This window comes from Mucilaginibacter lappiensis, assembly GCF_050433765.1.
Lineage (GTDB): Bacteria > Bacteroidota > Bacteroidia > Sphingobacteriales > Sphingobacteriaceae > Mucilaginibacter > Mucilaginibacter lappiensis_A.
In genome coordinates, this window is record NZ_JBNPWP010000012.1 from 95,317 (window position 1) to 117,392 (window position 22,076).

26 protein-coding genes are annotated in these 22,076 nt (G+C 41.5%); 10 read left to right on the forward strand and 16 right to left on the reverse strand.

Features of this window, described 5'->3' with window-relative positions; all coding sequences use genetic code 11:
- Positions 1-56: 56 nt before the first annotated feature.
- On the forward strand, positions 57-593 hold the full coding sequence (locus M2273_RS26915; protein WP_429400875.1) for a hypothetical protein: 537 nt from the start codon (positions 57-59) through the stop codon (positions 591-593).
- Positions 594-913: 320 nt separating this feature from the next.
- Here the strand turns inward: M2273_RS26915 and M2273_RS26920 are convergent, their stop codons facing one another.
- The 3 genes from M2273_RS26920 to M2273_RS26930 form a co-directional block, all read right to left on the reverse strand.
- Positions 914-1,984, reverse strand: coding sequence for an AI-2E family transporter (locus M2273_RS26920; RefSeq protein WP_429400876.1), 1,071 nt, complete (start codon positions 1,982-1,984; stop codon positions 914-916).
- 110 nt (positions 1,985-2,094) lie between these two features.
- Entirely contained in the window at positions 2,095-2,238 is a 144-nt protein-coding gene (locus tag M2273_RS26925; protein WP_429400877.1) for a hypothetical protein, read from the reverse strand.
- 154 nt (positions 2,239-2,392) lie between these two features.
- A complete protein-coding gene (locus M2273_RS26930) occupies positions 2,393-3,424 on the reverse strand; it encodes a hypothetical protein (RefSeq protein ID WP_429400878.1) in 1,032 nt (343 codons plus the stop codon).
- A 505-nt stretch (positions 3,425-3,929) separates the two neighbouring features.
- On the opposite strand from M2273_RS26930, the gene M2273_RS26935 reads away from it, so the two are divergent.
- The 6 genes from M2273_RS26935 (at position 3,930) to M2273_RS26960 (ending at position 7,761) form a co-directional block, all read left to right on the forward strand.
- Entirely contained in the window at positions 3,930-4,481 is a 552-nt protein-coding gene (locus M2273_RS26935) for a hypothetical protein (protein WP_429400879.1), read from the forward strand.
- A gap of 342 nt (positions 4,482-4,823) precedes the next feature.
- Positions 4,824-5,129 carry an ArsR/SmtB family transcription factor gene (locus M2273_RS26940; RefSeq protein WP_429400880.1) on the forward strand — a complete coding sequence of 102 codons (306 nt, stop codon included), beginning with the start codon at positions 4,824-4,826 and terminating at the stop codon, positions 5,127-5,129.
- Between the two features lie 12 nt (positions 5,130-5,141).
- Complete coding sequence (locus M2273_RS26945; RefSeq protein ID WP_429400881.1) at positions 5,142-5,636, forward strand: SRPBCC domain-containing protein; 495 nt, start codon at positions 5,142-5,144, stop codon at positions 5,634-5,636.
- 52 nt (positions 5,637-5,688) lie between these two features.
- Entirely contained in the window at positions 5,689-6,165 is a 477-nt protein-coding gene (locus tag M2273_RS26950) for an SRPBCC family protein (protein WP_429400882.1), read from the forward strand.
- Positions 6,166-6,232: 67 nt separating this feature from the next.
- Positions 6,233-6,796 (forward strand): dihydrofolate reductase family protein, encoded by a 564-nt coding sequence (locus M2273_RS26955; protein WP_429400883.1) that lies wholly within the window; start codon positions 6,233-6,235, stop codon positions 6,794-6,796.
- 149 nt (positions 6,797-6,945) lie between these two features.
- Positions 6,946-7,761 carry a hypothetical protein gene (locus M2273_RS26960; protein WP_429400884.1) on the forward strand — a complete coding sequence of 272 codons (816 nt, stop codon included), beginning with the start codon at positions 6,946-6,948 and terminating at the stop codon, positions 7,759-7,761.
- A gap of 100 nt (positions 7,762-7,861) precedes the next feature.
- Here M2273_RS26960 and M2273_RS26965 read toward each other — a convergent pair whose 3' ends face one another.
- The 6 genes from M2273_RS26965 to M2273_RS26990 all read right to left on the reverse strand — a co-directional run bounded on the left by M2273_RS26965 (position 7,862) and on the right by M2273_RS26990 (position 13,723).
- A complete protein-coding gene (locus tag M2273_RS26965; protein WP_429400885.1) occupies positions 7,862-8,377 on the reverse strand; it encodes a hypothetical protein in 516 nt (171 codons plus the stop codon).
- Between the two features lie 524 nt (positions 8,378-8,901).
- Positions 8,902-9,405 (reverse strand): hypothetical protein, encoded by a 504-nt coding sequence (locus tag M2273_RS26970; RefSeq protein WP_429400886.1) that lies wholly within the window; start codon positions 9,403-9,405, stop codon positions 8,902-8,904.
- A gap of 92 nt (positions 9,406-9,497) precedes the next feature.
- On the reverse strand, positions 9,498-11,651 hold the full coding sequence (locus M2273_RS26975) for a molybdopterin cofactor-binding domain-containing protein (protein WP_429400887.1): 2,154 nt from the start codon (positions 11,649-11,651) through the stop codon (positions 9,498-9,500).
- On the reverse strand, positions 11,648-12,118 hold the full coding sequence (locus M2273_RS26980; RefSeq protein ID WP_429400888.1) for a (2Fe-2S)-binding protein: 471 nt from the start codon (positions 12,116-12,118) through the stop codon (positions 11,648-11,650). The genes M2273_RS26975 and M2273_RS26980 overlap by 4 nt, the downstream gene beginning before the upstream one ends.
- A 166-nt stretch (positions 12,119-12,284) precedes the next feature.
- Positions 12,285-12,695, reverse strand: a complete 411-nt coding sequence (locus tag M2273_RS26985; RefSeq protein WP_429400889.1) for a cupin domain-containing protein — start codon at positions 12,693-12,695, stop codon at positions 12,285-12,287.
- 38 nt (positions 12,696-12,733) lie between these two features.
- Positions 12,734-13,723 (reverse strand): aldo/keto reductase, encoded by a 990-nt coding sequence (locus tag M2273_RS26990; protein ID WP_429400890.1) that lies wholly within the window; start codon positions 13,721-13,723, stop codon positions 12,734-12,736.
- A 388-nt stretch (positions 13,724-14,111) separates the two neighbouring features.
- Between M2273_RS26990 and M2273_RS26995 the strand changes: the two genes are divergently transcribed.
- From M2273_RS26995 to M2273_RS27005, 3 genes are read left to right on the forward strand one after another with little or no spacing between them, the layout of a single operon-like run.
- Positions 14,112-15,275, forward strand: coding sequence for an NADH-dependent flavin oxidoreductase (locus M2273_RS26995; RefSeq protein ID WP_429400891.1), 1,164 nt, complete (start codon positions 14,112-14,114; stop codon positions 15,273-15,275).
- A 44-nt stretch (positions 15,276-15,319) separates the two neighbouring features.
- Positions 15,320-16,201: a helix-turn-helix domain-containing protein gene (locus M2273_RS27000; protein WP_429400892.1), complete on the forward strand. Its 882-nt coding sequence runs from the start codon at positions 15,320-15,322 to the stop codon at positions 16,199-16,201.
- A gap of 37 nt (positions 16,202-16,238) precedes the next feature.
- Positions 16,239-17,075 (forward strand): SDR family oxidoreductase, encoded by an 837-nt coding sequence (locus M2273_RS27005; protein ID WP_429400893.1) that lies wholly within the window; start codon positions 16,239-16,241, stop codon positions 17,073-17,075.
- A gap of 78 nt (positions 17,076-17,153) precedes the next feature.
- Here the strand turns inward: M2273_RS27005 and M2273_RS27010 are convergent, their stop codons facing one another.
- The 7 genes from M2273_RS27010 to M2273_RS27040 all read right to left on the reverse strand — a co-directional run bounded on the left by M2273_RS27010 (position 17,154) and on the right by M2273_RS27040 (position 21,793).
- A complete protein-coding gene (locus tag M2273_RS27010) occupies positions 17,154-18,026 on the reverse strand; it encodes a helix-turn-helix domain-containing protein (protein ID WP_429400894.1) in 873 nt (290 codons plus the stop codon).
- A 228-nt stretch (positions 18,027-18,254) separates the two neighbouring features.
- Positions 18,255-18,434 carry a hypothetical protein gene (locus M2273_RS27015; RefSeq protein WP_429400895.1) on the reverse strand — a complete coding sequence of 60 codons (180 nt, stop codon included), beginning with the start codon at positions 18,432-18,434 and terminating at the stop codon, positions 18,255-18,257.
- Positions 18,435-18,453: 19 nt separating this feature from the next.
- The gene (locus M2273_RS27020) at positions 18,454-18,876 is read right to left on the reverse strand and encodes an organic hydroperoxide resistance protein (RefSeq protein ID WP_429400896.1); all 423 of its coding nucleotides are present in this window, start codon (positions 18,874-18,876) and stop codon (positions 18,454-18,456) included.
- A 21-nt stretch (positions 18,877-18,897) separates the two neighbouring features.
- Positions 18,898-19,317, reverse strand: coding sequence for a MarR family winged helix-turn-helix transcriptional regulator (locus M2273_RS27025; RefSeq protein WP_429400897.1), 420 nt, complete (start codon positions 19,315-19,317; stop codon positions 18,898-18,900).
- 158 nt (positions 19,318-19,475) lie between these two features.
- Positions 19,476-19,694 (reverse strand): hypothetical protein, encoded by a 219-nt coding sequence (locus M2273_RS27030; RefSeq protein ID WP_429400898.1) that lies wholly within the window; start codon positions 19,692-19,694, stop codon positions 19,476-19,478.
- Positions 19,695-20,183: 489 nt separating this feature from the next.
- Positions 20,184-20,786, reverse strand: coding sequence for an FMN-dependent NADH-azoreductase (locus tag M2273_RS27035; RefSeq protein ID WP_429400899.1), 603 nt, complete (start codon positions 20,784-20,786; stop codon positions 20,184-20,186).
- Positions 20,787-20,863: 77 nt separating this feature from the next.
- Positions 20,864-21,793: an NADP-dependent oxidoreductase gene (locus tag M2273_RS27040; protein WP_429400900.1), complete on the reverse strand. Its 930-nt coding sequence runs from the start codon at positions 21,791-21,793 to the stop codon at positions 20,864-20,866.
- Positions 21,794-22,076 lie beyond the last annotated feature (283 nt).

Below are 22,076 nucleotides of genomic sequence, written 5' to 3' on the forward strand. Positions count from 1 at the left end.
TGTCAAGACACTAACGACCAAACCAACATCATACAAAACAATTAAACTAAGCACTCATGAAACAGACTACGCTTCTTTTTATGATGATATGCATTTTGCTTTTCAGTTGCAAAAGCAAATCGGACACCGATCAGGTTAAATCTGATACAGCTACAAAACTTACTTATCCTTTTACGCCGAAGTATTCGATAAACTGGCAGCCGGGGGATGAGAAAAATGCCGTGATCGTACTTAATTGCTTAAAAAAATATTTGGCGGGCGACATGAAAGGCACTATTGAGAATTTTGCAGATACGGTAGAATTTATTAGCGATCAATTTTATTTCAAAGGCAAAAAGGATAGTCTGGCAAATATCCTTGGGCAAGTGCGCGGCAATATGGTATCCGTTTCAAAAACTTTTGATTCATGGATGACTACCTATTACCCCGACAAAAAAGACACCTGGGTTACGCTTTGGTATTTAGAAAAATGGACCGACAAAAAGGGAAAAACGGATTCTTTATATTATACTGATGATGTTAAGTTAAAGAATCGGAAAATACTGGTGTATGATGAAAAAATTCGTCGGTATCCACCAGCGATAAAAAAATAATAGTATGCGCATTTTTAAAGGCCTTTTTAAAATCCTTTTTATAAGTAGTCAGGCTCTGCCGGTTAAATACCCGAATTTCTCCAATGAAAGATTGAACATATAATTTTTCTCCATGAAATTCACCAGGTCAAGTTTACCCGCCCTTCAAACTGCCCAAACAGATGATCCACATTTTTATCAATGGCACAGAGTACACGGATCGCTTTTTCCATTTTAAAAACGGCCAGATCCATCGGTAGAGCATTAGCCAATTTAAAATAAGGCATTAAGGAATTGAAAAAGCTTTATCCGGACTTACAAAGCATACAGAAAAAATACAATTAAACTTTCATCAGGCTTTTTACCGGCCGCTCATCGCCCAGCAATACACCCCATTGCTTATAATTTTCGGAGCGGTCAAACACTATTTTTAAAATAGAAAGAACGGGCATTGCCAGGAACATACCCGATATACCTGCCATGTTTCCTGCTATAATAATTCCAAGAATGGAAACAAGCGGATTAATTTTTACCTGTGAGCCTACAATACGTGGCATCAAAATATTATTATCCAGCAACTGCACAAACGTAATAGCTCCTAATACAATCAGTACATCTGCAATACTATCTGATGAAGCAAGGGTTAACAATACGCCTAAAATATTACCAATTAAGGCCCCCAGGTAAGGAATAAGGTTCAAAAAAGCAAAAATGATTCCGATCAGTAACGCATTTTGAATACCAAAAAGCCACAATATTCCGCCTAAAAGTATAATGATATAGGTAATTTGTATCAATAAACCAATCAGGTAGTTTTTTACCATTTGCTCTGTTTGCCGGATACCTTCTTCTACATTTTGATACTCGTTTTGTTTAAACCACATCAGCACGAACTTTAAAAAAAGATTCCTGTATAGCATGATCAGGTACATATATATGGGCAACAGTCCTATAAATATGACTATGCTTGTCAAAGACCCTGCTGCACCTTTCAAAACACCGCCCAGGGAGCTGAAAAGTTTTTGGCTTTGTACATTAATGAATTTCAACTGTTCTGCCGGAGAGTACCCAAATGAGTTGCTTATCCATATACTTAAATTATCTAAATGTTTAGCTACAGTCTGTTCTATTTGCGGAAAATCATCTAACAAAGCTCCTACCTGGCTGGAGAACAACCAAATGATCAAGGCCATTACAATAGTTAATAATAATATCGGCAAAAAAACAGCAATGGCTTCAGGCAGTTTTAGCTTTCTGAAAAAACGAAATACAGGCAAGAGCATTAGGCTGAAGAAAAATGCCATTAACAATGGCATTATGATTGTATTTCCGGCCACTACGATAGTTCCTAAAACAAACAGACCAATTAATTCTATAGCACGTTTTACGGTCGCGGGTATTTCTTTTACCATGAGGTACAGTTATTTACACTTTTTGCAATACGCTTTTTTTTATTACCCAATATAAGTCTTTTTGTTTTACTAAATAATTAATAGTCAACAGGGTAAGAACACCTGGGGCTTTATTCCGGAGCGGGCAGGTTCTTCATAGCAAAGGGCCTGAAAACAAGCTCAACCTGAAGGCCAACAACCTGCGTACAGAAAAGATCGAGGGGCAGGAAAAAAATGCCGGCATTTACCGGAAAGCGATCTTTCAGCTTATTCACGAGCGCTATACGGCGCCTACCTGATTAAAAAATGTTCGCGCTGTTAAAGAATCAATACAGCATGCCCCCTTATTTTTTATAAGGGGGCTTTTTTTCTCCATATCCGGGATATCCGGTTACGGATTTCGATAAAGACAGCGTGAACAAGTTGTGATCAAAAATTAATTTTGTATAAGCCTTTTCCCGCAAAATACAGCGTTTTGCCATCCTTAGAAATCGCCATTCTTTTGTTTTCAACGTTTTCGGCTATAAGGGTAACCATGTTGTCGCGAATCCGCAATACCCCTCCTATGTTATCCGTTGTTTGAAGAATCGGATCGTACTCACCAGTTTTTAAATATATGGTTTTAGCATCCTTTGATATTTTAATGGCCGCCATTACATTAAAACCAACAGCATCCAGCTGACCCTCAAGTGGAAAAGGTGAATGATTGGTTAATTCTATACCATAAGTGTGTTGCAAAGTATAATTAAATGGCGGATTGATAAGCTTATAAATATAAAGCTGGGAATAATAATTATCATTAAAAGAAGACAGCCCTGTTAGCCAAAGTTGCCCCGGAGCACCGCCTACGTCAAAAGCTGTAAAAAACCCGCCTTTAGTTTCCCCATCATCTTGTGAAAGCAAACTGGCCTGGCCGTTCTTAGTGATCTTTAATGTTGATACCAAACCGGGATTAAAAAGCCTTGGCACACCAACAATCAATGACTGATCCGTTTCGTCCACAGCAACGTTACGTTCGCCAAACGTTTCTGTTGTAAAGTCCTGCAAAGGTGGCTGGCCAACCTTGTATTCCTTGATCACTTGCCCGCCTTTGATGATTTTAATGCCTGTTGCTGCCCGCAGATAAAAAGTAAAGTCTTTTGATATAGCAAGAAATGTTGGATGAAAATTGGTGTAAACCGAACCAGGTAACGCCATGTCAACCAGCCCGTTATTTATTAATCGTTTCAGTTTTCCGTTTTCCAGCAGGAACACTTTATCATCGTAACAGATATGAATATCGGTAAATATATGTTGCTCAGCCGTAAAAATGGTTTCAGGAGTATACAATGTACTATCACTTGCCGCCAGATTTTTTGAGCCTACCGGTTGTGGCGAATCTCCAAGTTTCTTGCAGGAAAAACTAAAAGCAATGACGATAATTACAACCAGCCTGAATGCAATGGTATTTGAATTTTTCATAACAACCTGTTTAATTGGTTTGAATAGATATAGGCAAAGTTCAAATAAAGTAAAGCCAGAAAAATAGGCAGAGCCGAATTGTATACTTAAATGTGAAATATGTTAACATATTTATTAAATATATATATCCTGGCGGGATCAATACCTGACAAATACATCACCTTTGAACCGAATTTTCCGTCTCAAAACAAATCGGTGTTTAAGTTTATATTTTAAATCCTGCTGGGATTATTTATTTATTTTGAGTTTAAATATATTTTATATGTATTCTTTTACATTTTAGTATATACACTGATCCAAGTATACTTTCCAGTTATGTTTTTATTAACCAGACCATCTGGAGATTTATCTACTTTATAGGGCTAAGTACAGGATACTGGTTTTTTATAGCGACATTAAAACACCAAAAGAAAATATCGGGGTTCGAAAAATCGGAGTTAATAAGTATTTTAGAAAAAAAGACCCGAATGAGCAGCTAATTTATAAAAACACAAATAATTGAATTATGAAAACGAAACTGTTATTGTTAACCATATTTGTTTTAACCGCCTCAATAAGTGTTAAAGGTCAAGACATTAAAAACACTTCTTATACAACCACCACCGGGGAAAAGGTACTCAAGTTAGAATTTATTCTTCCACTATCTAAACCACAGGCATGGCAATACTTTACAAATGACGATAAACTAAAACTCTGGATAGCCCCTGTTGCACATATCAACCTTAAAACTGGCGGTGTGCTCCTAACCAATTATGATAAAAACAAGTCTATAAATGATAAATCAGCCATCAAAAGTGATATAATGACTTATATCGAAAATGAATTTATTACCTTAAAAGTCAACCTGAATGAAAACTTCACAAAAAAAGTACGATCCGAAGATAAAAATCTGCAGGAGGTAATACAGTTTATTCCTATTGATGATAGCCACACAAAGGTTATTTCTTCTATGATTGGCTGGGGCACTGGTGCTGATTGGGATAAAACTTATACTTTTTTTGAAAAAGGCAATATTTGGACCTATAAAGAATTAACCAAACTATTTAAATCTAAATAGCCCTTTCAAAAGCAAGAAGGCTCTACTTGTATGTTATCCTTACTTTTATTACATCAATTTGCCTGGCACAAACCTTCAAGCTGTCAGCATCAGTATTGTTATGATCTCCTTGACTGAGAATATCTGCAATCTTAGACATCTGTTTTTTTACGCAAATCACCCTATTTTTCCTCGCCATCGAACAGCAGGGTGATATTTAAAGAGTTTCATGTCCGCAAACTAAATAAGGATCACTTTTATACTTCCTGTTCATATTTATTATATCACCAAAAATATTTTCAAAAAAATTTGCGCAGTTGATTAACTGCATGTATATTTGCAGTCAATCAACTGCATGTTTATATGAGACGAGATATTTTCCAGGCCATTGCCGACCCTACGCGCAGAGCCATTTTGGGTTTACTTGCACTGGGCGCGATGACACCCAATGCTGTCGCAGAACACTTCGAAAGTACCAGGCAAACAATATCAAAGCATATCCAGATCCTAACAGAATGCGAAGTATTGATACAGAAGAAGACTGGTAGAGAAATTTATTATCACTTTAACCCCGAAAAAATGAAAGAGATTGATATTTGGCTGGAACGCTTCCGCAAGTTATGGGAGACCCGTTTTGACCAGTTAGACAACCTGTTAAATGACTTATAAACTTAAACAATCATGACAAATCATTTTGTTTTCGAAACAGACCTTGCCGCTAAAAAATTTCACGTAATACGCGAATTTAACGCGCCAATTGAAAAAGTATGGAAAGCCTGGACTGACCCTGACCTGCTTGATAAATGGGTGGGGCCGAAACCATGGACAGCCGTAACCAAAACATGGGATTTTACCATTGGTGGAATATGGTTGTATGCTATGGTTAGCCCTGAAGGTCAGAAACACTGGGTCTATGCTGAATTTACTGCAATAGAAAATGGCAACGCTTTTTCATCAACAGGTATATTTTGTGATGGCGATGGTAATCCGGTTCTTAGTGGGCCAAAATCATACCGGGATACGAAATTCTCATCCATTGACGGTAATAGAACGAAGGTCGATATGGTGATCACCTTTGAGGAAGAAGCCACCATCAAAATGTTCGTTGAAGGAGGCTTTAAAGAGGGCACTACCATGAGCCTTAACCAGCTGGATGAGTTACTGGCTTCAGAATAGATTTTGACCTGTTAGACAATCTTTTAGATAACCTTTAAAATAAAAACACAACATGATCAGCATCAGCAAAGACACCGCGAACAAAACAATGCACATTGTGCGGGAATTTAATGCGCCGCGCCAGAAGGTATGGAGCGCCTGGACAGAAAGTAATATATTGGATCAATGGTGGGGTCCCAAACCATGGCACGTCGAAACCAAAACAATGAACTTTAAAAATGGCGGCCATTGGTTATACGCCATGATAGGCCCTGAAGGTGAAACGCACTGGAGTATATGCACCTACCACGCCATTGATGCGCCGAACAGCTTTAAGTCTACTACTAAATTCAGTGATGAGAATGGCAATCCCATAGATGATGATGTCCCTTCATATTGGCTGGTGGAAATGAGCGAGAACAACGGCGTTACTACCGTAAACGTAACCCTCACCTTCGCTGATACCGCCGGGTTGGAGCAACTGGTAAGCATGGGCTTCGAGGGAGGCTTTACCATCTGCCTTAACCAACTGGAAGAGTTACTGGGATAATCATTTCGCTAACTCATTTGCAGATATTGGTGATAAAGAAACCTAATTTACTTTTAAAAACAATTCCATGAGAAAATTAAAATTACAGATGCATATGACCATTGATGGCTTTGTAGCCGGGCCAAATGGCGAAAATGATTGGGTGTTTCTGGCCGGTCCGGATGAAGCCGGTTTCCAGAAAATAATTGAGTTGGCCGACAGCAGCGATACTCTTTTGCTGGGACGCAAATTGGCCGCGGAGTTTCCCGCCTACTGGGAAAATATGGCAGATAATATGCCCGATAACCCGGCACACCCTTTGGCGCAACTGATCGTAAATATGCGCAAGATAGTTTTCAGCAAAACAGAAACAGCCATTGCCGGCAGGAACGTGGAAGTAGAAAATGGCGACCTGGCTACCACAGTACAGGCGCTGAAAGAACAATCGGGCAAGGATATTCTTGTTTATGGCGGCGTCAATTTTGTAAGTTCGCTCATCAGCCTCAACCTTATTGATGAATATTATATCATCATTGCCCCTGTCGCTATTGGTGCCGGACTTTCCATTTTTAAGGAAAGGAAAATACTGAAATTAGAAAGTTCAATAGCTTACAAACACGGGAAAGTACTTAATAAATACCTGCCGGCATAGGCCGGGTGTATTTGCGCCGCAGTCGCTCGGCTGGAGCCGAGCGACTGCGTGGATTGAAATTTTGAAAGTTTTTTTTCAATTTTTACCCCGTCCATACCCGGGGGCTTTTTTATATTATAGATAATTGATCTTTTTTATTAGCATTCACAATGAAAAACTTTTACACCTCAACACTTCTATTAATAACTTCCTTTTGCCTGCTAAGTACCAATGCGAAATGTGATCATATTTGGGTGAATGGAATTAAAATGAATGTGGTATCGAGAAGCCCGTTCGATAAATACTCCGGCATTACGAAACTAAGCGAGCTATTAAAGGACTATGGTACCCAATGTACTGAAGATAATTGCCAATTTGATGCCGAATGGAAAATCATCAACCATCAACTTTTATTGGTACAGATACATAGTTGCGCTTGCAACGAAAAACAACAAACAGCCGATTTAGCTGAGCTATTTAAAGGGAGGTTAAAAAATGGCATGTTAAAAGCAGGCTGGTTTACGGGGAAGATTTGGCTTACAAATGACAGACCTTTGACTTGGTTTTGCTTGGTTTGCCCGGTTTGGGTACGCGAAACGTGTATCACCGTAGCAAATGGCATGGTAACAAATATTGAAGACGTGATTTATCCTCAATCTCCCGATCCTAATAAAATAAAAACCATCGACTCCTTAACTAATTTAATCTATTCCCATATCCATTGGGATGAACTGCGAAATCTTAATCAGCAAACCGGCCATGTTATGTTAAGTTTCAGCAGTGACTCAGCTGGCAAACCATTTAATATCAGAACTTTTGCTAATAATGCTCAAGTTGACTCTACTTGGGTTATTGAAGTCAGAAAAGCGATAGGCCGGTTCAAATGGCCGCTTTACTTCTTACATGGGATAGCGAGCAATCCTTATTGGTCAATCGATCTAAAATTCAATAAAGAACAGGGAGCATTTAGCAAAAAGCAGAATTAAGAAAACTTAGTTGTTTTAGCTTTTAACCACACTGGATTATCGAACCAAATCTATTATGAAATCACAATTTCTCTTACGTTCAGTCGAGCGCCTTTTTCTACTATACTAAGTCGACCTGATTTGATATAATTTTGAAATTCTGGGTTTTCCAAAACTTTAAGATTTGTGTTAAATTATCTCTTTGGTCTTTAGAGGAAATAACAAATTTTGTTTGAATAACATTTTTGTCTTTTGGGGTTATTATTATTTTATTACCAGTTCCATCGCTAAATCCGCCTCGAGCTCCTTTTCCTTTATAATCTCCAGAATTAATTTCTATGGATAGCAATTCAGTTAAAAAATAAGCATTGTCATTAAATGTGACTGATAAATCGGTCAAAGTAAGGTGCCCATCTTTTATATATGTTTTAATTGATGACCCACCCATAAACATTGACCCAATGGTTATAATAAAACCTATTAAAAACAGGCAAACCATTAAAGTTTGAGGGGCTTTAGATATAACTTGTGGAAAGCAGATACAGGCAAGAACAAAAATCATAAAGCTTGCAACAACGCAAGAGATTAATGTATAAAAGTTAGTTCGTTTTTTATAGGTGTCAAAAATTTCTTCCATAGGTTTTTTGCAGCACCCACAATGTAAATAAATTAGTATAAGCATAAAAAAAGCCCCGCGGACGTGCGGGGCTTGTGGCTCCCGACAGTGGTGTTTTTTCGAACCAATTCATAGAAAAATTAAAAAGAATTGGAAATATCGGTGAGGATACTTTAAAAAATTTTAAATAAAGTTATTGTTTATTAAGATTTTGAAAAAATAAACGTATGGCTGGTTTAGTAGCCTATATCTTTTCTTTAAGGGGGATCAAGGGAGCCAATTAGAACACCTTTCTGCAATTTTGGCAATTATCAAGGATGTTATGAAAGATAACTAATAAGCATTGGCCGCAAACATTATTATATTTTCAAAATGCATAGGTTAACAATGAGGTGTACAGCAAAGGATTACTTGCCGAAGATATTTACTCATTAGTCAAACCTATAAAAGCGTTAATTCCTTCATGCTGTTAACGTGAACCTTTAATTCAATAGTTTGATGACCGGTAGTTATCCGGTCAGAACTGAGCTATACGATCACGATGTTTATTTCGCAGGAGCATAGGCGCCGGTTGATAACCAGGTCAACCATGCTTTTTTAAACGCGGCGTGGCTCATCGGCGGAAGTTTCCGGCCTTCGCCCGGGTTCCACCCAGCCAATACCAAGCCATCATCAGCATGTTCAATCAGCTTCTTCATGTCCTTATGGCCGTTTTGGTTAGGATCGATCAATTGTTTGGCTAACTGCCGCGGCGTTCTTCCCTGGAAAACCATCCTCATATTGGCTGGCGGTAAGTGCCAGTTTGGGTTTCCCGGTGGCGTATGCAAGCCAGGGGTATTCGTTGCCTGGTGGCAGTTGGAACATTTCATCGCATACACGCCTTTTCCGTCCACCCCTCTTTTGGGCCCCATCGTATGCAGATGACTATCGTCACCCTGCAAGGGTATATCCCCTGAAGGATGGCAATTCATACAACGGGAACTCATCAACACGGTGTATACCTGTTTAAATGCTTTTACAGAAGCAACACTATCTTTTCGCACCGCCATCGGATAATCTGCGCGAGTCGTATCTTCAGATTTAAATGACAGCGCGATAATTGCAGCGGTGAATAATAAAATACAGATGACCATCAATTTTTTCATGCTTGCTGGATTAGTTTATGGTTCATAATTGGCAGGTTGTAAATACGTTTGCCGGTGGCGGCAAAAATTGCATTGGCAATGGCTGGCGCCGTTGGTGGTACGGCACATTCTCCGGCACCGCCCATTTTACCGTCACTTTCGACGATGTAAACGTTGATCTCCGGCGACTCGTTCATACGGGCTATCCGGTAATCGTAAAAATTATTCTGCTGCAATTTCCCGCCCTCCAGCGTAAGTTCGCCGTAAAGCGCCATGCTCAGGCCAAATATGATCCCGCTTTCCATCTGTGCTTTTACGCCTTCCGGGTTAACCGCCAAACCGCAGTCTATCGCGCAATCTATCTTATGTACCCTTACCTCTCCGTTGGCAATACTTACTTCTGCAATGGTAGCTACATAACTCCCGAACGCCTCATTCACTGCCACTCCTTTATAGCGGCCTTTAGGCAATGCCTTTTTCCAGTTCCCTTTTTCAGCAACGAGATCAAGCGCTGCTAAATGGCGGGGATGTTCTTTAAAAAGACCACGCCTGTATTCGACAGGATCACGTCCCGCATTATGGGCCAGTTCGTCCAGCATGGTTTCCATCACATAAGCCGTATGAGTATGTCCAACAGAACGATACCAAAGGACTGGTACTACTTCTTCCGTGTTGTGCAATCCGACAAAATGATCCGGCACACTGGTCAGGTAGGGCGACCCCATTACCCCCTCAACAGAAGTAGGGTCGATAGGGCTTTTCGGTTCTCCAAACGCCGGGGCGGCACCCTTCATGATGGATTGTCCTACAATATTATGTTTCCATGCTACCGGCATACCCTTTTGATCAAGGCCAGCCTGTACATTATGCACAAAGAACGGCCGGTAATACCCGCTTTTCATATCATCCTCGCGGCTCCACACCATTTTCACAGGTTTGCCGCAAACCTTGGCAATTTGCACCGCTTCAGAAACGAAGTCGGACGCAGGTGTGGCCCGGCGTCCAAAACCGCCACCCAAAAACGGGATATTTATCTTTACCTTTTCAGGAGCTAAGCCCAATATTTTAGCCGCCGCGACCTGGTCCGTGGCAGGTAACTGCGTACCTGTCCAGATCTCACAACTATCCTTGTTTATTTTTACGGTGCAGTTTAAAGGCTCCATTGGTGCGTGTGCCAGGTATGGAAAAACATACTCGGCTGTCAGTATTTTTGCGGATTTGCCTAAACCTGCTATTGCATCCCCTTTTTTCTGGGCGGTTAAGCCGTCGGTAGCGGCTAATTTTTTATAAGCGGCGGTTTGCCTGGTCGTAAACAAGTTTGCACCTGTGCCATTTTCCCAGGTAACCTGTAATGCTTTTTTGCCCTGCTGTGCTGCATAGTAGTGATCTGCTATAACAGCAACGCCGGTAGGGATCTGCAATACTTGTCTGACACCCGGAATGGCTTTCGCTTTCGTCGCATCAAAAGACAGTACCTTACCACCAAAAACCGGTGCATGTGCAACAACAGCCGTTAACAAGCCGGGGAACTGAATGTCCATGCCAAATTTGGCCGTACCATCAGTTTTTACGCTTGCGTCCAGTCGCCTGGCACTTTTACCGATATATTTCCATTCTGTTTGGTTGCGTAACGAAACCTTTTCCGGAAGCGGTAACAGCGCGGCGTCTGCCGCCAATTCGCCGTAGGTGAATTTCTTTCCACCGGCAGTGACAACACCCTTTTCTGTCTTACAGTCCTGTATCGCCACGCCTGAGCGTTTAGCGGCGGCCTGTGTTAACAGCACTCTGGCTGTTGCACCGGCATTCCGATAGCGGTCAAACTCAGACCAGGTGGTCGACGATCCCCCGGTAATTTGTACGCCATAAACCGTATGATTGAATTCCTTACCTGCCCCGCCATGCTTCACCGTAATACGGTTCAGGTCAACATCCAGTTCCTCTGCCAGCAGCATAGGGAGCGTGGTCCAGATGCCTTGTCCCATTTCTACGTGGCTCAAAATTACCGTGACCTTATTATCGGTACCGATATTTAAAAAGGCATTGGGTATAAATGCCGTTTCAGCTGCTGTTTCGTTCAATGCTGCGAGCTTATTGGCTGCCGGGATCTTAAACGAAATCAGCAGTCCTCCGCCCAACAGGGCACCGGACTGAATAAAATTGCGCCTGTTCATGATTTTATCCCTTCCCGCTGCATTTTAGCAGCCTGATGGATTGCGGCTCTTATCCGGGGATAGGTTCCGCAACGGCATATATTACCGGACATGGCATCATCAATATCCTGATCGGTAGGGTTTGAATTCTCCTTTAACAGTACAGCGGCAGACATCAACTGACCGGACTGGCAATAGCCGCATTGCGGCACATCAAATTCGGCCCAGGCTTTTTGCAGGTAATGGTCATTGTGATCTGATAATCCTTCTATGGTTGTTATCTGCTGTCCGGCCGCCCGGCTGACTTTGGTTACACAAGACCTTACCGCCTCACCATTAAGGTGTACGGTGCAAGCGCCACATTGGGCAACCCCGCAGCCGAATTTGGTACCCGTCATGCCTAAAATATCCCGGATCACCCAAAGCAGTGGCATGTCCGGATCGGCATCGATCTCCCGTTGTTTTCCGTTAATGGTAAGACTTAACATGGCGTGTATTTTTAAGTTAGTTTTACTTTAAGTTATGATATAAATGTCGGGGTATAGAACACAACTACATTGCACTATTCAAACCAATAGTTAAGATATTCAAATAATTATTTCAGTTTCATGTTAACCAGGTACTCCCCCGGAGCATGTCTGAAGAATACAATGGTTACAATTTATAATGATACTGTTCATCTGATACCGGTTCAAGCCAGTTAACAATGCCTTTTTCCGTATTAATGCCTATCGCTGTGTGCACCATGGTATCATCAGGAGAGGCACCATGCCAATGCTTAACGCCAGGCAGAATATTGATGATTCCGCCAGCTTTAACAATTTGGACAGGTTTGCCTTCTTCCTGAAAATAGCATAGCCCTTGTTTAACCATTAGAATCTGATTACCTGGGTGCGTGTGCCAGTGGTTTCGGGTGCTAGCCTCAAAAAAAACGTCGCTTATAATACAATTAGTGGTGTCATCCGGGACAATCAAGGTCTTAAGCCAGGCCTGACCGGTAAAATATTCAGCCGGAGCGGGCTTAAATCCTTCATTTTTTAAATTTTCTATGGTAATTGGTTTCATGATAATTCTGTTAATTAAATATTGCTTTAAGGGCTTGACTATTCATCAAAACCAATTACCCTGTGAGGTTGATAAAGCTCTTCTATCAGATTGATCTCTTCCTGGGATAATTTAAGTGACAAAGCAGCTACTGCATCTTCAATATGACCTGGCTTGGTAGCACCGACGATCGGCGCGGTGATCTCCGGCTTGTTCATCATCCATGCCAATGAAAGCTGAGCTGGTGGAACGCCTTTATCCTTTGCAACCTGGTGCACCCGTTCGATCACATCATAATCAGACGGTGAATTGTAATAACCGCCACTGAAATTATCCGTTTTAGCGCGTTTTGTTTCTTCCTGATCTTTAGCGTCTTTTCGGCCAAGCAAGCCGGCAGCCAGCGGTGACCAGGGAATAATGGCTATCTTTTGATCTATACAAAACGGGATCATCTCACGCTCTTCTTCGCGGTAGATCAGATTATAATGTGGCTGCATAGAAACAAAGCGTGTCCAGCCATTAAGATCTGCCGTGTATTGCGCTTGGGCAAACTGCCAACTGTACATGGACGAGGCCCCGATGTACCTTGCTTTTCCTGCTTTTACAATATCATGCAGAGCTTCCATCGTCTCCCCGATAGGCGTATGCTCATCCCAGCGATGGATCTGGTATAAGTCAACGTAGTCAACTCCCAAACGCGTAAGACTGCCATCAATAGCGTTCATGATATGTTTCCGTGATAATCCATGTTTATTCGGACCGTCAGCAGGATGTACAGGATTAAAAACCTTCGTTGCCAGGACATAATCTTCACGGCCGGCAAATTCTTTCAGGGCTTTACCAACGGTTTCCTCGCTGCCGCCTTCATTGTAAACATTTGCGGTGTCAAAGAAATTGATTCCCAGTTCCAGTGCTTTTTTAATGAAAGGGCGGCTTTCCTCATCTTTTAGGGCCCAGGGGAACTGCTTAGTTGGACCGCCGTAGCTCATCGTGCCAAGGCACAGCGGGGACACCATTAAGCCGGTGTTCCCAAATTTTACGTATTCCATAATTAGATATTTAGATGTTATACAAAGTTACCGGGACTGGCAAAGAGGCTTTTAAGGTATTCAAACAAAAAAGTAAGGATTTCAAATGATTTTACTTTTCAGTGAACACTTACAAGATGATTTCGATCAAACAACCGGCCTGCATATCGGAAGGGATTTTCGGTTATAAATACAGGGTCTTTTGTTGATGCAATCCGAAACCTCATCGCGTGGTTCCTGAAGCAAATCAAGACCCGCCATATTTCAGATAATGGAAGATATGGAATGCGCAATTGCCGGATTCCTGACATTTCTGTTTGAACTTTATACTTTTTTGTTTGAATATCTTATTTATCCGATCCTCAGGATGAAGACCTTTGCCCTCACTAAATACATAAGTATCAAACAAATGAGTACTACATATTATAAAGAACTATTTGACGCTTTCACTTTTAAAAGTGGTGTAAGTGTCCGCAACCGGGTAGCTATGGCACCCATGACAACCTGGGCAAGTAATGAAGATGCAACGATCTCCGATGATGAAGAACAGCACTACCGCGCTCGTGTTAATGGCGTGGGTCTGGTGATCACCGGATGTACAAGGGTACAGGCTAATGGCCAGGGTTTTCCAGGTGAATATGCTGCGTATGATGACCAGTTTATTCCCAGTTTGAAAAGACTGGCAAACGCTGCCAAAAGCGGCGGCGCTCCGGCAATCATGCAGATTTTCCATGCCGGGAATAAAGCAGTTCCCGAATTGGTGCCGGGTGGCGTGATTGTCAGCGCCAGTGCAATTGAGGCCGCCCCCCAGCCATTCTTACAAGGCGGGAACATTCCCCGTGCGTTGGAACACGAAGAGGTTTTAGCGGTTATCAAAGCTTTTGGAGATGCCACCGGAAGGGCAATTGCCGCAGGGTTTGATGGTGTTGAGTTACACGGGGCGCACGGTTTTCTTCTTCAGAATTTCTTTTCCCCATATTCCAATCACCGTAAGGACCATTGGGGAGGCTCACTTGAAAACCGAATGAATTTTCCGTTGGCCGTTGTTCAGGAAGTTCAACGTGTTGTAAAAGCCAACACTGACAGACCATTTGTGGTAGGCTATCGCATTTCACCTGAAGAAAGCTACGACGGCGGTTACCGGATAAATGATTCCTACCGCCTGATCGACCGTCTGATCGATCTGGATATCGATTATATCCATGCTTCATTGACCAGTGTAGCGGACGCCAAACCGATTGGAGCAATTGATGACCAATCCATGGTGCAGTCGTTAGTTAAACATATCGCTGGAAGAATCCCGCTTATAGCAGCCGGTCAGGTTAAAACCCCGGAAGTGGCGGTAAAAGCTATAGAGGAGGGATTAACCATGGTTGCCGTGGGACAGGGACTGATCATCAATCCCGATTGGGTGAAATTAGCCCGGAACGGGCAGCAACCGGAAACTGTGTTACGCACATCAAGAATTGATGAACTGCATATACCCGGGAAGCTATTGCAAGTCATTGATGCCGCCAAAGGATGGTTTATGGTGGAAGAAGACCTGGAATTGAATGATAAAACGGTAGCATAGTTTGCTATTAATTTTACACTAAACATACTATATAAAAGCAGGCAATGAGTAAAACTATCAGCACCGCTGAGTTCCTGAATGAGCAAGGGCATATGGAGGAACTAAACAAACAATTCATCGTATTTGAAAGGGAGACTTTTGCATGCAAGGCATGTTCTTACAACAGAAGGGACTTTTATAAAATCTCTTTGTTATACGGGAACAGCAGGCTTTACTATGCCGACCGCGGTATTGAATTGAATCAGCCAGCATTGGTTTTCTCTAATCCCATGATACCGAGCTCCTGGGAACCTTCGCCTGAAGACCAGGGAGGTTACTTCTGCTTATTTAATGAAGAGTTCCTCAAGGAGAAGGATCGCGACATCGTGTTACAGGAATCTCCTTTATATAAAATCGGCGCTGACCCGGTGTACTTATTGACAGATGAACAAGCCGCCGACCTTGACAGGATCTTTCAAAGCATGGTGAAAGAATTCAATTCCCAATATATCCATAAGTATGCTTTGCTTAAGAATTATGTGAACCTGATCCTCCATGAAGCGATGAAGATGCAACCCGCAGGAAACTACTTTAAACATCACAATGCTAATGAAAGGATATCAACACTTTTTTTGGAACTGCTGGACAGGCAGTTCCCCATTGACTCTCCGGGACAGGCGCTAAAACTGAAAACGCCTAATCAATATGCCGAATATCTTTCTGTTCATGTGAACCATCTGAACAGGGCAGTCAAAGAAATAACCGGAAAAACGACGACCGTCCTGATAGCCGAGCGGATCATCAAAGAAGCGAAGGCTTTATTGACGCATACCGATTGGAACATTGCCCAGATCGCGTATAGCCTGGGTTATGAGTATCCCAACTATTTTAATAATTTCTTTAAAAAACAAACGGGTTTAACGCCCCGTTCACTCAGAATCCAATAGATCTAATAAATAAAAAACTAATGAGCATAATAAGAACATGGAAAATCAGAAAGTATGGTTCATAACCGGCGCAGGCCGCGGAATGGGACTTGATATTGCAAAAGCTGCCCTTGCGGCAGGTAATAAAGTAGTGGCTACCGGCAGAAACCCTGAAAAAGTAGCACAGGCTATCGGCGCATCCGAAAACCTTTTGGTTGTAAAGCTGGATATTACGGATGCTGCCCAGGCAGAGGTTGCCGTAAGTCAAACCATCGAAAAATTCGGTCAGATAGACGTATTGATTAACAATGCCGCAAGCTTTTTCGCAGGTTATTTTGAAGAGCTTTCTATGGAAGAAATTGAGCAGCAGTTTGCAACCAGCCTATTTGGACCGATGAAAGTAACTCGTGCGGTATTGCCGGTAATGCGTAAACAGCGTTCAGGACATATCATTACCATTTCATCAACAGCCTCGTTAATTGGATTTCCTTTCAGCTCAGCTTATGCTGCTTCTAAGTTTGCCACAGATGGCTGGATGGAGTCACTAAATTTAGAAGTGGTACCTTTTGGCATCAAAACGACTATTGTTAATCCGGGCTTTTTCCGTACGGAACTACTGACAGAAGAATCGACAAAATATGCTGGCAACGCCATTGAAGATTATACCGAAGGACGGATACAACAAATGGCTTTCTGGAAAGGTGCCAATGGCCAGCAACCAGGCGATCCTGCTAAATTGGCGAAGGCCCTCGTGTGGCTTGCAAATGAAGAAAATCCTCCACTGCGTTTTGTGGCTGGTGCCGATGCGGTAGGTGCAGCCGAACAGGTAAGTGAAACACTCAAAAAGGAAGCCGGTGCATACCGGGAATTATCTTCTTCTCTTGCATATGATTAATTGTTGCATAACTTATAAAAATCCCCGTATGATATTTTAGTACGGGGATTTTTTTTACTATACCGAAAAAAACAATATTTAGACATTAAACATTCTAATCGATTTTGGAACTTCCCCCGTCTTCTTCTTGAAAAAGTTATTAAAGTAATTAGGGTATTCGAAACCAAGTGCATAAGCAATTTCTGAAACGTTCCAGTCTGTATGTTGAAGCAACGCTTTTGCTTCACTGATTATCCTGTCGGAGATGTGGGTTGTCGTTGACTTTCCTGTCATCGTCTTAACAGCGCTATTTAAATGGTTCACATGAACAGACAATTGATTTGCATAATCCTGTGCTGTTTTTAACTCCAGCGGTCGTTCCGTACTTTCTATTGGAAATTGTCGCTCCAGAAGTTCAAGGAAAACCGAAGTTATACGTTGTGCAGCATTTGCTTTCTTAGTTGTGGTATCCGAAGGCTGCATTTTCAGCGCCTCGTGAATAATAACCGTAATATAATTTCTGATCAACTCATCTTTATAAACATAGGCGGAATCCTGTTCCTCCAATATTTTGCCAAAATTATGGATAACAGCCTGTTTTTGTTCCTCATTCAGGATAAGGATAGGCGTTCCCCCAAACTTAAACAGGGGTGAATGCAAAATGCTTTCGGAGTGTTCTCCCAACTTTAAAAATTCTTCAGTAAAGAGACATGCAAAGCCATCCGGCGATGGTCGCATGACCTCGCAGGAATACGGAATCCTGGGATTACCAAAAAACAGAATGGTTTCATCGGTCTCAAAGCTTCTGTCGGCATAATGAAATAGATAGGCTCCCGACGTCAAGCTGATTTTATAGTAATCCTTACGGCTATAGTTGTGACCGGCAGCGTTGCTATCAACCTCATAGGCCTTAAATCCCCTTTGTTTCAATTCCCTGATAAAATCCGAAGTTCCTGTTTCCCTTTCTTTCATATCGTAAATTTAAATCATTCGAAGAGTTTTGCAAAATGACATAGCTAGAACAATCATAAATGATTTAACCCTAACAATTTGATCTCCTGTACATAGGCCGGAAAATCGCGCCGCTTTTGACTTTGGCGTGTGCCGACCTCCTTTGTTGTAATGTGAACACCTTTTTTTAAATTTAATGCTTAAAAGTAGCCCGGCTCCAGCGGCTGTGATTGTAAAAATCCGTTTATTTCAATTGCTCCAGGTATTGTTCCGGGTAACTGCTGCGAACTTTTTAAATTCCTTAATGAAATGCGCCTGGTCATAAAGATAATCAAAGCGTCCGGCATAGCCCTGATCCCCGTTTTTCATGGCAGCCAGCACATTCCGGGCGCGCACAATGGTCGCATATTTTTTTGGTGAAGCGCCCAAAATGACAGTGGATTGGTTTTTAGTTATTGGTAACCATCAAATCTACTTGTATATTGCCACGGGTTGCGTTGGAATATGGACATACCTGATGGGCTTTTTCTACCAGTTCCCTTGCCTGTTCTATGTCCAATTGAGGAACATTCACTGCCAATGTTACTGCTAGAGCAAATCCGCCATTATCAATCTGGCCAATCCCAACTTTTGCTGTGACGGTCGTTTCTCCCGCTGCAATTTTTTCACGTTTAATAATGTGTAGCAATGCGTTATCAAAACAGGCGGCATAGCCGGCTGCAAACAATTGTTCTGGATTGGTATAGTCATCGTTTGCTCCACCCATCGCTTTTGGTAGCCTTACTTCAATATCCAATACGCCGTTATTACTTTTTACGTGTCCGTTACGACCGCCCGTTGCAGTTGCTTCTGCAGTATACAATGTTTTCATTTTTTTTAATTTATTGATTATTTATTTGACCAGAATTTTATTGACTATTTTTTTTAAATGGAGCAGATCGTCTTCCGAAACCCCAAAGGAATCAACCAGTTTCTCAGGAATGCATTCTGCCTTTTCTTTTAATGACGCACCAAGATTGGTTAAGGAAATTAAGACAATGCGTTCATCTTTTGTACTCCTGCTGCGGTTTACAATACCTTTTTGTTCCAATCTTTTGAGTAATGGTGTTAAAGTGCCACTGTCTAAACGCAATTTTTCACCAAGCTGATTGACCGTTTGTTCGTTCGTCTCCCATAAAACTAATAACACCAGGTATTGCGGATAAGTGATGTTGAGTTCTTCCAATAATGGACGGTACAAATTTGTTATCTCACGGGACAATGCATATAGTGGAAAGCAAAGTTGCTCATCTAATTTTAACTTGGTTTTCATTTGCTATCAAATTAGATCACAAAGATAATATATTTTACACAATTAAATTGTGTAAAATATATTATCAAAAAATATCCGTTATTTAAGCAAAATCATCAAAAATGCAAACGTTCCTGATGACGTATTTTGCTTAACAAATTGATGTTAAATATCGGTATTTAAGTTTTTGTTCGGTTCAGTTCTCCGATACCCTTCATCGTACAGATCCCCTGATTGAAATGCGTTAGCAACTGCGATTGTACCTCCCATAAGTTGAACACAGCCGCCGGGAACAAGTGCGGATCAAAACCTGCCTCAATTTGATCTACCCGCATCCTGGCCATAATTTTAATATTTATCTCCGGGCGGAAATAACCCGCTTCTATTCCTCTTTCCAAAAGCCCCTCGAGTGTATTAACCAGGAAGTCCCCTTTAAATTTTTGGAATAGCTGCCAAGCTGGAAAAACCAATTTGGTTGGCCACTCTTCGCCAATTTTCTTTCTTTTCCTAAAAGCTTGAACTTAAGCACAAAAGGTGGTCATTTTAAAATTGGCCAACGGGGGCAATCAGGTGTGGTTTATCTAGCAATTGCTTAGTTCGGCAAAAAAATCATATGCCCACAAGTATTCAGGTACTTTAAATACATATAATAAGATGGCAGGCGATAGTGCTGCCATCTTATTATATGTAATCTTTTTTCTTCCAGGCTTGGCGGTATCAATTTATACATTACCGGAGTAACGATCCTTGATAGTATTGTAGAACTGATCAATCCGTCAATCAGCACCATAGCAAGCGGCGCGATTTGCGGATTTGGATTTAATGCAATGGGAATCCATCCGCAGATGGCCGTAATCAAGGTAAGCACTACCAGTACCTTAGTAAAATCATGATAGATCGATACTATCCACCGCTTTTTGAAAACCGGTTTCCTGTAAATTTATATTTGCCATGCCTTCTGCCCGAAAGAATTTCACGTCAGTCATGCCGATAAAGTTTAAAATAGTCCGGAGATAGGGTTCGGTAAAATCATTTGCTTTTGCCAATCCATCAGAATAGACACCACCTGTAGAGATAGCAACATAAACTTTTTTGTTTTTTATAAGGCCTTCGGGTCCGTGATCTGTATATCTGAAAGTAACTCCGACTCTTGAGATATGGTCAAACCACGCTTTTAAAGTTGATGGAATTGTAAAGCTATACATTGGTGCACTAATAACAATGATGTCTGCATCCATTATTTTTTTAATCGCTTCATTGGAAGGAATCAGCGCATTTTTTTCTATATCCGTGTGAAGTTCCGGCGGCTTATAAAATCCGTCAATATGCGCCTGCTCAAAATGTGGAAACGCTGGATTCGTTAGGTCTTGTGTTATTACCTTACTGCCAGGGTTTGCGATTAATAGCCTTTCAATTATTTCAATGGCTAATTTATTACTAAAAGAACCAGACACTTTCGGACTTGATATAATATGCAATACTTTTTTCAATGTAATATGAATTGGTTTTATACAAAGTTGTATTATTCATTTAATACTCATAGCTATCCGAAGATTGCTATCCATTGTTAATTTATTTTAATAATAAGCCTGCCTTGTGCATGGCCGGTTGCGCTGATTTGCTGTGCCTTATCAACCTGATCCATCGTAAATATTTGAGCGACCGGTAGTCTGAACGATCCGGTATCCACCATCTTCAAAGCCTTTTCCAGAGGGCTCACTATGCTTTTGGGTACAAATGTACTTTTAACACCATGCTCATCTGCCGAAAGGTCGGCAATGGTCAACACTTTAGCAGCATCACCGGTAATTTCAATAAGTTCCGGGATGATTCCTGAGCCTGCCAGATCAACCGCAGCCTGCACTCCATTCGGAGCCAGCTCTTCAACTCGATTTTTAAGGCCCGGACCATAAGTAGTAGGAGTAGCTCCAAGCGACCTAAGAAATTCATGCCTTGATTCGCTTGCTGTTCCAATAATGTTAATGCCTTCTGCTTTTGCTAATTGAATCAGCGCAGTCCCAACACTTCCCGCGGCTCCACTAACTAAAAGGGTTTCTCCTTTTTTTAAGCTAATTTCCTGCAAGGCGCGTGTTGCTGTTTCAACGGGCGTAGTAAACCCTGCAGCCTCTTCAAAAGATAAGGATTCCGGTTTATGTACCCATTCATTGAGTAGGGCATATTCTGAAACGGTATCTTTTCCAGCGCCGAACACAGCATCTCCCACATTGACTCCACTAACGTCAGTACCTATTTCTACTACGATACCGGATGCATCCAGCCCAACCCCGGCAGGGAATGATGTGGGTATAAAATCTTTATAATAACCCGCCCTTAGCGCAGCATCTATTCGATTCACGGCAGAGGCTTTTACTGCGATCAAAATCTGATCAGGACCGGGCTCTGGTATGTAAACATCATCCGTTTTTAATTCTTCAGGGCCACCATATTGATGAAAACGAACTGCCTTCATTGTTTCTTTACTTGTTATTTTTTCCATTGTTTTACTTAATATTTGTTTTTAATCATTTTTTAAAAATGTCGTCGCTACTACAGATCATCGACTTCTGTCTCTACACAATCGCCTTTAAATTCAACAACCATAGTCATGCCCGGCTTAACAGCCCGGTCTAACTAATCGAACCCAATCCCTTCTGAAGGAATTGTATCCGGGATGGGCAAAGGATCTTAAAATAGCTAACCTCATCCATTTGCTCTTCGAAGAAAAACCATCACGAGATCAACTTTTTTTTGTAAAAGTATATCCAATACTATACTTTTGC

What these genes read in the sequence shown, in the direction of transcription:
- M2273_RS26915 (WP_429400875.1), top strand. Translation starts at nt 57, where the DNA reads ATGAAACAGACTACGCTTCTTTTTATGATGATATGCATTTTGCTTTTC.
- M2273_RS26920 (WP_429400876.1), bottom strand. Translation starts at nt 1,984, where the DNA reads ATGGTAAAAGAAATACCCGCGACCGTAAAACGTGCTATAGAATTAATT.
- M2273_RS26930 (WP_429400878.1), bottom strand. Translation starts at nt 3,424, where the DNA reads ATGAAAAATTCAAATACCATTGCATTCAGGCTGGTTGTAATTATCGTC.
- M2273_RS26935 (WP_429400879.1), top strand. Translation starts at nt 3,930, where the DNA reads ATGAAAACGAAACTGTTATTGTTAACCATATTTGTTTTAACCGCCTCA.
- M2273_RS26940 (WP_429400880.1), top strand. Translation starts at nt 4,824, where the DNA reads ATGAGACGAGATATTTTCCAGGCCATTGCCGACCCTACGCGCAGAGCC.
- M2273_RS26945 (WP_429400881.1), top strand. Translation starts at nt 5,142, where the DNA reads ATGACAAATCATTTTGTTTTCGAAACAGACCTTGCCGCTAAAAAATTT.
- M2273_RS26950 (WP_429400882.1), top strand. Translation starts at nt 5,689, where the DNA reads ATGATCAGCATCAGCAAAGACACCGCGAACAAAACAATGCACATTGTG.
- M2273_RS26955 (WP_429400883.1), top strand. Translation starts at nt 6,233, where the DNA reads ATGAGAAAATTAAAATTACAGATGCATATGACCATTGATGGCTTTGTA.
- M2273_RS26960 (WP_429400884.1), top strand. Translation starts at nt 6,946, where the DNA reads ATGAAAAACTTTTACACCTCAACACTTCTATTAATAACTTCCTTTTGC.
- M2273_RS26965 (WP_429400885.1), bottom strand. Translation starts at nt 8,377, where the DNA reads ATGGAAGAAATTTTTGACACCTATAAAAAACGAACTAACTTTTATACA.
- M2273_RS26970 (WP_429400886.1), bottom strand. Translation starts at nt 9,405, where the DNA reads ATGGCGGTGCGAAAAGATAGTGTTGCTTCTGTAAAAGCATTTAAACAG.
- M2273_RS26975 (WP_429400887.1), bottom strand. Translation starts at nt 11,651, where the DNA reads ATGAACAGGCGCAATTTTATTCAGTCCGGTGCCCTGTTGGGCGGAGGA.
- M2273_RS26980 (WP_429400888.1), bottom strand. Translation starts at nt 12,118, where the DNA reads ATGTTAAGTCTTACCATTAACGGAAAACAACGGGAGATCGATGCCGAT.
- M2273_RS26985 (WP_429400889.1), bottom strand. Translation starts at nt 12,695, where the DNA reads ATGAAACCAATTACCATAGAAAATTTAAAAAATGAAGGATTTAAGCCC.
- M2273_RS26990 (WP_429400890.1), bottom strand. Translation starts at nt 13,723, where the DNA reads ATGGAATACGTAAAATTTGGGAACACCGGCTTAATGGTGTCCCCGCTG.
- M2273_RS26995 (WP_429400891.1), top strand. Translation starts at nt 14,112, where the DNA reads ATGAGTACTACATATTATAAAGAACTATTTGACGCTTTCACTTTTAAA.
- M2273_RS27000 (WP_429400892.1), top strand. Translation starts at nt 15,320, where the DNA reads ATGAGTAAAACTATCAGCACCGCTGAGTTCCTGAATGAGCAAGGGCAT.
- M2273_RS27005 (WP_429400893.1), top strand. Translation starts at nt 16,239, where the DNA reads ATGGAAAATCAGAAAGTATGGTTCATAACCGGCGCAGGCCGCGGAATG.
- M2273_RS27010 (WP_429400894.1), bottom strand. Translation starts at nt 18,026, where the DNA reads ATGAAAGAAAGGGAAACAGGAACTTCGGATTTTATCAGGGAATTGAAA.
- M2273_RS27020 (WP_429400896.1), bottom strand. Translation starts at nt 18,876, where the DNA reads ATGAAAACATTGTATACTGCAGAAGCAACTGCAACGGGCGGTCGTAAC.
- M2273_RS27025 (WP_429400897.1), bottom strand. Translation starts at nt 19,317, where the DNA reads ATGAAAACCAAGTTAAAATTAGATGAGCAACTTTGCTTTCCACTATAT.
- M2273_RS27040 (WP_429400900.1), bottom strand. Translation starts at nt 21,793, where the DNA reads ATGGAAAAAATAACAAGTAAAGAAACAATGAAGGCAGTTCGTTTTCAT.